The organism is Streptomyces sp. RK9 (assembly GCF_045070545.1).
GTDB classification, from domain to species: Bacteria; Actinomycetota; Actinomycetes; order Streptomycetales; family Streptomycetaceae; genus Streptomyces; species Streptomyces alboflavus.
In genome coordinates this window covers 819,506-831,005 of record NZ_CP173703.1, presented here as the reverse complement: position 1 = coordinate 831,005, position 11,500 = coordinate 819,506, and the positions used below count along the sequence as shown (strand labels likewise).

Here is an 11,500-nt window from a genome sequence, read left to right as displayed (position 1 = left end):
TACGAGAAGTGCGGCACCGAAAGGCCGGTGAACCCGACCGGCTCGCCGTCCGCCCAGGGGTCAGCTCGTGAGCCGGCCGTCGGCCAGTGCGGCGGCGGAAAGCCTGCCGCGTGGTGCGGTCGCGTCGGCGGTCCCCAGGCACTGTTCGCCGTCGAACAGGCCCAGTTCGTACCGCACGGTGTGCTCGTCGTGTCCGCTGACGGCGATCCCGATGTCGTAGGAGCGGGGGTGCAGGACTTCGCCGAGGTAGTTCACGTGGTAGCGCCAGGGGAGGTAGCGCGGGAGCTTCCTGGCGGCGTCGTCTCCCAGCAGACGGTGCGCGTGGGACGCGATCGCCTCGTCGTACCAGCCCAGTTGGGCGATGTAGTTGACGTGCCGGTTGACGTCGACGTCACCGACGCGGCTGTGGACGGTGGCGATGGCCGGGTAGTGCTGCTGCTCGCGGCGACGCGGTCCGGGTTTCGACGCGGCTGCCGCACCGGTTCCCGGCAGTCGCAACTCGGCGAGGTCGGCGAGCAGTTCGTCCGGCAGGGCGATCGGCCCGGACCCGTCGGCGAGGACGACGGTGGCCTCGGCCGTGGCGACGAGGCGGTCGTCGACGAACATCCCCTGGCCGTAGGTGTACGAGGACCGTCCGATCGCGCGGACACCGGTGCCGACCCGGACGGTCGCGCCGACCCTGCCGAACGCCGTCAGCCGCTCGACGCGCTGGCTGACGAACAGGATCTGGTAGGGCTCGAACCCGCCGCCGGCCGCGAGCTTGCCGAAGCGCGGGAGGCGCAGACCGACCCGTGGATGCTCGAACAGACGCGACAGCGCCACCGTGCTGATCGTGCCGTCCGGTGCGAGGTCGCCGAACCGCTGCACCACCTCCTCGTGGTGGGGAAAGGCGTCCTCGGCCAGGGGCGCGGCGTGGGACGGTCCGTCGACAACCTGCTCGTGGTGGTCTGTCACAGGGCCCATTGAACGTCATGCACGCACCGCGTGCAACGGTGCGTGCAACACTGCTCCCGCCGTTCGGTGGAGCACTCTCTCCGCTCGACTCCACTGCCATTAAGCTGCGGTCATGCGTCAGCGGTGGAGTAGACAGACCATTTTGGATGCCGCTGTGGAGCTGCTTTCCGGCTCCGAGAGGGACGAGTCCTTCAGCATGCGCAAGCTGGCCGCCGAACTGGGCACCGACTCCTCCAGCCTGTACCGCCACTTCCGCAATCGCACCGAGCTGATGCTCGCGATCGTGGACCACGTGCTGGTCCAGGCCATGCACGGCTACCGGCGGCAGGGGACCTGGCGTGCGCGGCTCGTCGACCTGGTCCTGCGCTCATGGGACGCGTACGCCGCGCTGCCGCAGTTGGCGAAGGACGCCGGCCACTATCCGGGCAGCGGACCCGGCAGCCAGTTGGTGATCGAGGAGACCCTGCAGGCACTCGGCGACGCCGGAGTGCCCGAGGAACTCATCCCCGAGTGGAACGACCGGCTGCTGACCCTGTCCGTGTCCCTGATCTCCGCGCACGCGGCCAGGCAGTCCTCCGGCCCGGCCGAGCAGAAGCGGCGACGGGAGACCTTCCAAGTGATCACGCTGGGCGCCGACCCGGCGGACTTCCCGGCGCTGGCGCACTACGGCCGCCGCATCCACCCCGTCGGCTTCACCCGCGAGAGCTTCCTCGCCACGATGAACCTGGTCCTGGACGCGGTCCCCGCGCGGCACGACTGAAGCCTCAGCCCCGCCCCGCCGCCCTCAGCCCCGCTCCACCACCCTCACCTCCGTCCCCCGCTCCCGCATCGCCCGCACCTCCTCCCGCGCGAGCCCGTCGTCCACGACCACCACGTCGAAGTCGGTGAGCGGCGCGAGCGCGTACAGGCCGTCGCGGGTGAACTTGGTGTGGTCGGCGAGCAGGACCCGGCGCGTGGCCGCCGCCATCATCGCCCGCTTGACCTGCACCGTCTCCGGTGACGTGTGGTAGCAGCGGCCGCGGGTCACCGCCGTCGTCGACATGAAGAGGACATCCGCGCGGAACGCCGCCACGCTGTCGGCGGTGTGCAGGCCCATGAACGCGTCGTACGCGGGGAAGTAGGCGCCGCCGAGCGCGATGAGGGAGACGCCGGGCTCCTTGGCGAGCGCCGTGATCGCGGGCAGCGAGTTCGTGAGGACCGTGAGCGGGGTGTGCTCCGTCAGTTCGCGGGTCAGGTGCAGGCATGTCGTGCTGTCGTCGAGGAGGACGGTCTGGCCGGGGACCAGGAGGCGGGCCGCGGCGCGGGCGAGCTGCTGCTTCGTCTGCGCCATGGTCGTCATGCGCTCGGCGACGCTGCCGTGGAACTGCGCCGACGGCAGGGCGGTCGCCCCGCCGCGCACCTTGCGCAGCCAGCCCTGCGACTGGAGGAAGTCCAGGTCGCGGTGGACGGTCATCAGGCTCACGTCGAACGCGTCGGCGAGGTCGGCGGCCCGCACGAAGCCGCCCGCGACCACCTGCTCCCTGATGCGGCGGCGCCGCTCCTCGCGCACGTCCACGCGGTCCGGCTGCGCCATGACTCTCCTCGGCTCTCCGTGAGTGTGACGTATCCGAGTGATGATCCCACGTACATCACTCGGTGAGCATCCTGGACCCCCAGCTCGGCAGCCCGGTGCCTGAGGTCTTCTCACCCGCGGGGGAGACTGCCCGCGGGAGGTTCCACCAGGTGTTTGACGTGGGATTTCGTCGGCTTGTTAGCTCAGGGCCGTCCCGCAACGCCGCCGCCCCACCGTCCCCAGGGGAGCTTCAATGACGAACCCTCCCGTGCCGCCCGCCCCAGGCGGCACCGCCCCGCCGCGTTCGCTCTTCACACGCGCCGGTGTCCCGCAGCCCCTCTCCTGGGGCTACCTCGGCCTGCTCGTCTTCATGACGGGCGTCGGCGTCGAGGCCGGTTTCCTCTCGCCGTACCTGGAGGACATCGGCATCCCGTCGTCGCAGGTCGCGATGGTGTTCACCGTGTACGGCGTGACGGGCGCCGTCGCCGGATGGCTGTCCGCCGCGCTCTCCGACCTGTGGGGTCCGCGCCGCGTGATGTGGCTCGGCCTCGGCGCCTTCGTGGTCACCCACGCCTTCTTCCTCGCGGTCGCCGTCCCCAGCGAGGCGTACCCGCTGCTCCTGCTCGGCTACGGCCTCCGCGGCCTCGCCTATCCCTTGTTCGCGTACGCGTTCCTCGTCTGGATCGCCGCGGTCGCGCCGCCGAAGCAGATGGGCAGCGCGATGGGCTGGTTCTGGTCGGCGTTCTCCGCGGGCCTGCCGACGCTCGGCTCGCTCACCGCGAGCCTGCTCATCCCGAGGGTGGGGGAGCGCGGCACCCTGTGGGCGGCGCTCGGTGTGGTGGTGGTCGGCGGGCTGCTCGCGCTGCTCCTGGTGCGGGAACCCACCGGGGCCGCGCGGCTCGCCCCGGCGGGAGAGAGCCCCCTGGCCGGGCTCGTCGGCAGCCTCACCATCCTGGTCCGGGAGCCGCGGGTCGGCGCCGGGGCCGTGGTGCGGATGCTCAACACCGCCTCGCAGTTCGGCTTTCTGGTGATGCTTCCGGCGTGGTTCCTGCACGAGGTCGGGCTTTCCGACGCCCAGTGGCTCAGACTGCTCGCCATCATGTTCGCCACGAACATCGTCACGAACCTGCTGTTCGGCGTCGTCGGGGACAAGGTCGGCTGGCGCGCGACGGTCGCGTGGTGCGGCGGCGTCGGCTGCACGGTCTCGACGCTGCTCCTGTACTACGTCCCGGCGGCGGCCGGCGCGCGGTACGCGCTGTGCGTCCTGGTCGCCGTGCTCTACGGCGCCACCCTCTCCGGATACGTGCCGCTGTCCGCCCTCATGACCGCCATCGCGCCCGCCCACAAGGGCCAGGCCATGGCCGCCCTGAACCTCGGGGCCGGTGCCTCCACGTTCGTCGGGCCGCTGGTCGTCAGCATCTTCCGGGGGCCGCTCGGTGTGGGCGGCGTCGTCTGGATCTTCGCGGGGTTCCACGCGGTGAGCGCCGCCCTCACCCTCGTACTGAGGGCGACTGCCGCGGACGGTGCCGCGGACAGCGGCCCCGCACCGAGCACCGTCGCGCACGCCGTCGCCACCCCCGCCACGAAGGGTCTGTGACCACCATGTCGGTACTCGCCATCGACGTCGGCACCACCATGATCAAGTCGGTCGTCTTCGACGACCAGGGCGGCGAACTCGCCGTCTCCCGGCTGGAGACCGAGGTGCAGCGCCGCCACCCGGGCTGGGCCGAGCAGGACATGGACACGGTGTGGAACGCCGTCGTCTACACCGTCCGCACCGCCCTGTCCGCCCTCGCCGAACGGCCCGGCCCCGCCGACCCCGTCTGGCTGGTCACGTTCACCGCGCAGGGCGACGGCGCCTGGCTCGTGGACGCGGCGGGGCGGCCCACCGGGCCCGCGATCCTGTGGTCCGACGGGCGCGCCGGCGACCTCCTCACGCGCTGGGAGCGTGCGGGCGTCCTGGAGGAGGCGTTCCGCCGCAACGGCTCGCTGACGTGCAGCGGCATGCCGAACGCCGTGTTCAGCTGGCTCGACGTCCACGACCCGGACCGGCTCGCCCGCTCCAGCGCCTCCCTGACCGCGGCGGGCTGGCTCTTCCTCAACCTGACCGGTGTGACGGCGATCGACGAGTCCGATGCCTCCGCGCCGTTCCTCGACCACGCCACCGGCGACTACGACCCCGGGATCGTGGACCTGTTCGGGCTCGCCGCGCACGCGCGTCTGCTGCCCAGGGTCCTCGGCGAGGACGAGCGGATCGCCGAGATCACCGCCGACGCGGCCGCCCAACTCGGCGTGCAGCCGGGCCTTCCCGTGGTGATGGCCCCCTACGACATCGCCTCCACCGCGCGCGGCGTCGGCGTCGTCAACCCCGGCCAGGCGTGCGGCATCCTCGGCACGACACTGTGCACGGAGATCGTCCGCAAGGACGTCGACGCCACCGGGGAGCCGTCCGGCATCAACATCGCCTACCGGGGCCGCGAACGGGTCCTGCGCGCCTTCCCGACCCTCAGCGGCGTCGAGGTGCTTTCCTGGGCCGCGCGCACCCTCCAGCTCGAAGGGCCCCCGCAGCTGGGCGAGTTGGCGTTCTCCGCGCCGCCCGGAGCGAACGGCCTGATGTTCCTGCCCTACCTGTCCCCGGCCGGCGAACGCGCGCCGTTCCTCGACCCGCGTGCCCGCGGCGCCTTCTGGGGCCTGTCCCTGGAGCACACCCCGGCCGACCTCGCCCGCGCCGTCTTCGACGGCCTCTCCCTCGTCGTCCGCGACTCGCTCGCCGCGTCCCGCACGACCGTGACCGAGCTGCGGCTGTGCGGCGGCGGCGCCAACAGCGACGACTGGTGCCGCCTCATCGCGGACGCCACCGGCGTGCCCACGGCCCGCTCGGGCGACACCGAACTCGGCGCCAAGGGCGCCTTCCTCACCGGGCTCGTGCTCACCGGCGCCGAGTCCAGCATGCACAGCGCCGCCGCCAAGTACGTGCGGATGCGCACCAGTTGGGAGCCCGACCCGGAGCGCACCCAGTTCTACGCCGGGCTGTACGAGGAGTTCCTGCGCTGGCGGACGCTCGCCCGCGACGCCGGATGGACGGCGGCGGCCCCCGGATCCCGTACCGCACCCCCCGGATCCCGCACCGCGCCCGAAGGAGCCCCCCGTGCCTGACCCCGCCCCCCGTCCGCCCAGTGACCCCGCCGGGCTGCCGCCCGAAGCCGTCTGGCTCGGGCTCGACCTCGGCACCCAGAGCGCCCGCTGCGTCGCCGTCGACTCCGCGGGCACCGTCCTCGCCGCCGCGTCCCGGCCCCTGACCAGCCGCCGCGACGGGGTCCGGCACGAGCAGGACCCCGAGGAGTGGTGGACGGCGCTCACCGCCGCCTGCCGGGAGGCGACCGCCGCGCTCGACGACCCCGCCCGCGTCCGGGGCCTCGCCCTCGACGCCACCTCCGGCACCCTCCTGCTCGCCGACGGCCGGGGCGTCCCGCTGACGCCGGGCCTGATGTACGACGACGGGCGCGCCGCCGACCAGGCCGCCCGCGCCAACGCCGTCGGCGGCGCCGTCTGGGGCGCGCTCGGCTACCGCTCGATGCAGCCGTCCTGGGCGCTGCCCAAGCTCCTGTGGCTCCTCGAACACGTGGAGTCGGCCGCGGGCCCGGACGTCCGGCTGCTGCACCAGCCCGACCTCGTCACCTGGCGCCTGGCCGGGCGTCAGGTCGCGAGCGACGCCAGCCACGCCCTGAAGACCGGCTACCACCTGGTCGACGAACGCTGGCCCGCCGAGGAGTTCGCCGCGCTCGGCGTGCCCGCCCGGCTGCTGCCCGACGTGGTCCGGCCCGGCAGCGTGCTCGGCACCGTGTGCGCGGCGGCCGCCGAGGCCACCGGCATCCCCGAGGGGACCGCGATCGTCGCCGGGATGACGGACGGCTGCGCCGCGCAGATCGGCGCGGGCGCCCTGACACCCGGCGCCTGGAACGCGGTGCTCGGCACCACGCTCGTCCTCAAGGGCAGCAGCCCGCACCTCGTGCGCGACCCGGGCGGGGTCGTCTACTGCCACCGGGGACCCGGCGGCACCTGGCTGCCGGGCGGGGCGTCCAGCAGCGGCGCGGGCGTGCTCGCGCGGGAGTTCCCGGGGGCGGACCTCGCGCGGCTCACGGCGGCCGGGGCGGCCCTGGACGGGGACGCGGTCGCGTATCCGCTGGTGTCGAGCGGCGGCGAACGCTTCCCGTTCCGGGCGGCGGACGCCACGCCCTTCGTCCTCGGCACACCGCGCGGCGAGGCGGGGCGCTTCCACGCGTACCTGCTGGGCGTGGCCTGCGTGGAGCGGCTGTGCCTGGACCACCTGGACCGCATCGGCGCGCCCGTGGACGGGCCGCTGACCTTCACGGGCGGCGGCGCGCGCAACGCCTACTGGAACCAGTTGCGCGCCGATGTGCTCGGCCGCCCGGCGCGCGTGCCCGAACAGGCCGAAGGGGCCGTCGGGATGGCGGTCCTCGCGGCGACGTCGAGCGGCGTGCCCGTGCGGGAAGCGGCCGCCGCGATGGTGCGCACCGGCGCCGAGGTCCGCCCGGACCCGGCACGGACGGCCCGCTGGACACCCGTCTACCTCGGCTTCGTCGACGCGCTCGCCGCCCGCGGCTGGCTCGCCCCCGAGGTCGCCGCGCACGCACGCGCCCGCGCACACCGGCCACCGCGGCCGGCGGGGGCACGGGCCGCGACGGACACCGAACACCCCCGAGCAAGAGGAACAGCGCAGTGACCCACGTCATTCTCGTACGCCACGGCGAGACCGTCTGGCACGACGGCAACCGCTACGCGGGCCGCACCGACGTCGCGCTCACCCCGCGCGGCCGCCTCCAGGCCGCCGAACTCGCCGCCTGGGCGGCCGGGCAGAGCATCGACGCGGTGTACAGCTCACCGCTGTCGCGGGCGCGCCTGACGGCGGCACCGGCGGGGGAGGCGCTCGGTCTGACGCCGCGCGTCGACGAGCGGCTCAGCGAGGTCGACTTCGGCCGCGGCGAGGGCCTCACCCGGGCCGAGATGCGCGACCGCTTCCCCGGCGAACTGGACGCGTTCCTCGACGACCCCGTCGCCCACCACCTGCCCGACGGCGAGGACCCGCGCGAGGCCGCCGCACGCGCGAGCGCCTGCCTCGCCGACATCGCCGCCGCCTTCCCCGAAGGACGCGTGCTCGTCGTCGCCCACTCGACGCTGCTGCGCCTGACCCTCTGCGACCAGCTCGGCATCCCCCTGAGCGAGTACCGCAGGGTGTTCCCGCACATGGACAACGGCACCCTCACCGAACTGCGCCTGCGCGACGGGCAGTCGTCGCTCCTGCGCTTCAACGCGCCCGCGCACCCCGCGCACTGACCGGGGCGCCCCTTCCCCTCGTACGCACAGAAAGAAGCCCTCATGAGCACCACTGGCCCTACCGACCCCACTGGTACCGGCGGCCTCACCGTCCTGGCCGCGGGCGACCACTTCGTCCTGCCGCGCCTGCTCGGCGAGGAGGTCCGCAGGGCCACCGACGGCGCGGCGACGGTCCGCGAACTCACCCTGCCCTGGCCGCACACGCCCTTCGGTCCGGTCGGCGAGGTCATCGAGGCGTCCGGGACCGAGGACGAGCTGATCGCGGCGCTCGCCGGGGTGGAGGCGTGCGTGACGCAGATGGCACCGCTGACCGAACGCGTCCTCGCGGCCTGCCCCGACCTCAAGCTGATGTGCGTCAGCCGGGGCGGCCCCGTCAACGCCAACCTGGAGGCCGCGACCCGGCACGGCGTCGCCGTCTGCTACGCCCCGGGCCGCAACGCCGTCGCCACCGCCGAGCACACCCTCACGCTGCTCCTCGCGGCGGCGCGCGGCGTCGGCGACACGCACACCGACCTGCGCCTCGGGGTATGGCGCGGCGACTACTACGACTACGACAACTGTGGCATCGAGATCGAGGGCGCGACGGTCGGCCTGATCGGGTACGGCGCGATCGGCAGCCGGGTCGCGCGGATCCTGGTGGCGATGGGCGCCGAGGTCCTCGTCCACGACCCGTACGTGTCCCCGGAAGCGCTCGCCGGAGTCGCCGAACAGGTCACGCTCGACGCACTCCTGTCCCGCTCCCGCATCGTCTCCCTCCACGCCCGCGTGACCGACGAGACCAAGGGCATGATCGGCGCCGAGCAGATCGCCCGCATGCCGCGCGGCTCGGTCCTGGTGAACTGCGCCCGGGGCGCGCTCCTCGACTACGACGCCGTGTGCGACGCCCTGGACAGCGGCCGCCTCGCCGGAGCGGGCTTCGACGTCTACCCGCAGGAGCCCGTCCCCGCCGACTCCCGCCTCCTGTCCACCCCCGGCATCGTCATGACCCCCCACATCGCGGGCGCCAGCCAGGAGGTCGCCCACAAGGCGGCCCGCATCGTCGCGGCGGAAGTCGGCCGCCACCTGCGCGGCGAGCCCCTGGCCCACTGCGCGAACCCGGAGGTCACGGTGGACCGGACGCGGTGAACGCACGGGGTCGATAGCGCCAACTCCCAGGCCAGAACCGGCGGAACGACGTCGTACCGCGCGAAGATGCCCTGCTCGCGCACGCAAAGCGACGTGGCGGCCGACTCCCGCATCCAGTGACGATGTCCCAGCATTACGGCCCGGATGGTGTGGGCGGGCAGCAGAGAATGGCCGAGAGAAGAAGGCGCGAGAGGACGTGTGCTCTACCGTATGCCTGTCCCTGAGAGTGCCCCGGAGGCGAACGGAATGGCCGAGCTGATCAGCCGTGAAGAAGTGCACGTGCCCGTCGACTACTACGGCCTCGCGGTGGAGGACTGGGACGACAGCCAAGTCCCGGTGCCGTTCCCCGAAGACTGGGAACAAGGCCCCTTTCTGACAGCGCACCCCGGGCGGCTGTCCTTCACCAGCGCGGGCCACACCCACAGTGCGAGTATGACGATCGAAGTCTGGGACCAACCAGTTCCTGTGCCACCCGGCGACTGGGAGGAATCCGAACTCACCGAGATCCGCTGCACTTCAGGGCAGCTCCAGGCCCGCGGCCTCACCAGCGGCCCGTGGCCCGACCCGGTGCGTCTGCCGGACAAGCCCGAGACCTGGACCGTTCGCGTGGTGAGCGGAGGGCGGACCGAAGTCGCCGCGCAATCACGGGACCGAGCTGTCGAAGGAGTCGAGCAGTACCTGCTCCAGCTCTGGCCCAAGACCTGAACCAGCAGGGCCGACGGCGTGACCACGTATCGTGTCCAGCCGTCGGCCCTCAGGCGACATCAGGAAATTATCTTCATGAAGAATCCGTCGTCCGGTCCGTCGATCACTCGGTTCTTTTCGTAGTACTGAGCGAGGAGATTCCCTGCAGCGCCGTTGGACTTCTTCGGCAGCGCCCGCACGCTGAAGTTCCTCTTGTGGAATCGCGGATCATACTCCGATGCGGCCGCGCCCTCGTAGGTGGTCTTCATCGGATACTCGTCGCACTCTTTCCTGCCGCCCTCGGTGTAGTCGTCACCGAAATACTTCTTGCAGTTGTAGCGAGAGCGGTTGTAGTTCGCTTGCTTTCTGCGTCCGTCTTTGAAGAGGCGAGTCAGGGGCTCATCGGGACTTCCTCCCGCCAGCTTCTTGTGGAGGTAAGGGGGCTGAGTCTGGCTGGGCCGCGTCAGCGCCAGTTTGACGTGCTTGGCCACGTCCTTCTCCGGAGCGCTCTCTTTGGTGCTGTATACGAGTGCCGTCGACACGCTGAAGATCGCCGCGCCCTTCGCGCGGTGGGGCAGATAATTGGCCTTGTCCCAGCGTGGCGGCATCATGAACAGGTCACCGCCGGCAGGGTCCACCTCCCCCCACCCGGGCGGAGGAGCGGCTTTGACGGTCGGCTGATATACGGCGAATATGTGGTCGTCCGAACTGCTGCCCTGCCCAGGAGCCGCGTACACCGTGTGCTTGAAATTCCCGCCGTTGAGAAGCTGGGCCCAGGTCCGTTTTACCGGCATGGACGTGCCCACTCCACCGTGCTTGTACCGCGCCCGAGCCGGCCAACTCTTCGCGATCTTAGCGTTCGTGCTGATACTCATCCCTGGAGCATTGTGCACACCAGTCGCCGCGAAATTGGTGAAGCGGTAGACGACTGTCATCGTCCGACTGTTCTTCGGAATCGTCCCGATGGCCAGCACCGTGAACGAGCTTGCACCGATCGGCCTCCCACCGCGCAGCCACGCTGTTTTGAACGTTTTGCCAGAACACACCGCGAACCGCGATCTGATGTAGAACTGCTTGTCTGCCAGCCCGCTCGTGCACTGCTGCGGAGTCATCGTGTGCGCCGGCTCCGGCAGCGAAACTGCTGCCGCCGACACGCCACCCCTGCTGCTCCCTGCAGACCCGCCCTCCACGGCCGTCGCTGAGACCTCATCGGCCCGCGCCATGGCCTCTCGCGCCGGCCCGATCGTTTCCCGGGGCAAAATGCCCTGCGGCAGCCTCGTCTCCTGAGAAGCCCGCAACCGCTCCACCGCGCGGGGCTTCCGCAATTCGTCGAGATCCGGCAGCCCGGTGTCCACCGGGCCGACCGTCGTAATCACCTCCTGCTCGGGATCCTCCGACCCCTCAGCGCTGTCCAGCGGCGCGACCGCCGACGCCAGCAATGCCGGTAACAGCACTGCCGACAAGCGCAGACGTGATCTGCGCATCCCGATTCCCTGCACAAGTCCCCCTCGATGCGTGACACCGCTGCCACCCCATGTGGCGCGGCCGGACCACGCGTACCAGGGGCGTCGGCAGACCCGAGCATGGGCACGACAGGACTGGCGCAATCGCGACTGAGAATGGCGAACAGCACACCACCAGGCGCAGCCTCGTCCCGTTCCTCTGCCCTGAACACTTCGGCATGCGCCCCACCGAGCGGCATTCCTGCAGACTCGGGCGAAATGATCGCTGAGCGCGATGCCAATGATCCGACGAGTACGCGCCCTTGCCGGAGCCACATGCCGCCATCACTCTGTGAATCGGGGACAGTGCGATCCGCGACTGGGGGAG

General features: G+C 71.7%; 10 protein-coding genes. 7 read left to right on the top strand and 3 right to left on the bottom strand.

All coding sequences use genetic code 11. The features are described from left to right. Nucleotides 1-60: 60 nt before the first annotated feature. Nucleotides 61-954 carry a hypothetical protein gene (locus AB6L24_RS03520; RefSeq protein WP_405651970.1) on the bottom strand — a complete coding sequence of 298 codons (894 nt, stop codon included), beginning with the start codon at nt 952-954 and terminating at the stop codon, nt 61-63. Between the two features lie 112 nt (nt 955-1,066). Here AB6L24_RS03520 and AB6L24_RS03515 point away from each other — a divergent pair, with 112 nt between their 5' ends. Next, nucleotides 1,067-1,714: a TetR/AcrR family transcriptional regulator gene (locus tag AB6L24_RS03515; protein WP_405651968.1), complete on the top strand. Its 648-nt coding sequence runs from the start codon at nt 1,067-1,069 to the stop codon at nt 1,712-1,714. Nucleotides 1,715-1,738: 24 nt separating this feature from the next. Here the strand turns inward: AB6L24_RS03515 and AB6L24_RS03510 are convergent, their stop codons facing one another. Continuing rightward, nucleotides 1,739-2,527 (bottom strand): DeoR/GlpR family DNA-binding transcription regulator, encoded by a 789-nt coding sequence (locus AB6L24_RS03510; RefSeq protein ID WP_405651966.1) that lies wholly within the window; start codon nt 2,525-2,527, stop codon nt 1,739-1,741. A 232-nt stretch (nt 2,528-2,759) separates the two neighbouring features. Here AB6L24_RS03510 and AB6L24_RS03505 point away from each other — a divergent pair, with 232 nt between their 5' ends. The 6 genes from AB6L24_RS03505 to AB6L24_RS03480 all read left to right on the top strand — a co-directional run bounded on the left by AB6L24_RS03505 (nt 2,760) and on the right by AB6L24_RS03480 (nt 9,691). Beyond that, nucleotides 2,760-4,103 (top strand): MFS transporter, encoded by a 1,344-nt coding sequence (locus tag AB6L24_RS03505; RefSeq protein ID WP_405651964.1) that lies wholly within the window; start codon nt 2,760-2,762, stop codon nt 4,101-4,103. Nucleotides 4,104-4,108: 5 nt separating this feature from the next. Beyond that, a complete protein-coding gene (locus AB6L24_RS03500; protein ID WP_405651962.1) occupies nt 4,109-5,662 on the top strand; it encodes an FGGY family carbohydrate kinase in 1,554 nt (517 codons plus the stop codon). Further along, nucleotides 5,655-7,250, top strand: coding sequence for an FGGY-family carbohydrate kinase (locus tag AB6L24_RS03495; protein ID WP_405651960.1), 1,596 nt, complete (start codon nt 5,655-5,657; stop codon nt 7,248-7,250). The genes AB6L24_RS03500 and AB6L24_RS03495 overlap by 8 nt, the downstream gene beginning before the upstream one ends. Further along, the gene (locus tag AB6L24_RS03490; RefSeq protein WP_405651958.1) at nt 7,247-7,861 is read left to right on the top strand and encodes a histidine phosphatase family protein; all 615 of its coding nucleotides are present in this window, start codon (nt 7,247-7,249) and stop codon (nt 7,859-7,861) included. Before AB6L24_RS03495 ends, AB6L24_RS03490 begins: the two co-directional genes overlap by 4 nt. A 42-nt stretch (nt 7,862-7,903) precedes the next feature. Beyond that, entirely contained in the window at nt 7,904-8,986 is a 1,083-nt protein-coding gene (locus AB6L24_RS03485; protein WP_405651956.1) for a 2-hydroxyacid dehydrogenase, read from the top strand. Nucleotides 8,987-9,232: 246 nt separating this feature from the next. Next, on the top strand, nt 9,233-9,691 hold the full coding sequence (locus tag AB6L24_RS03480; RefSeq protein ID WP_405651954.1) for a hypothetical protein: 459 nt from the start codon (nt 9,233-9,235) through the stop codon (nt 9,689-9,691). A gap of 59 nt (nt 9,692-9,750) precedes the next feature. On the opposite strand, the gene AB6L24_RS03475 is transcribed toward AB6L24_RS03480, so the two are convergent. Then, nucleotides 9,751-11,154, bottom strand: a complete 1,404-nt coding sequence (locus AB6L24_RS03475; protein WP_405651952.1) for a hypothetical protein — start codon at nt 11,152-11,154, stop codon at nt 9,751-9,753. Nucleotides 11,155-11,500: the final 346 nt, after the last annotated feature.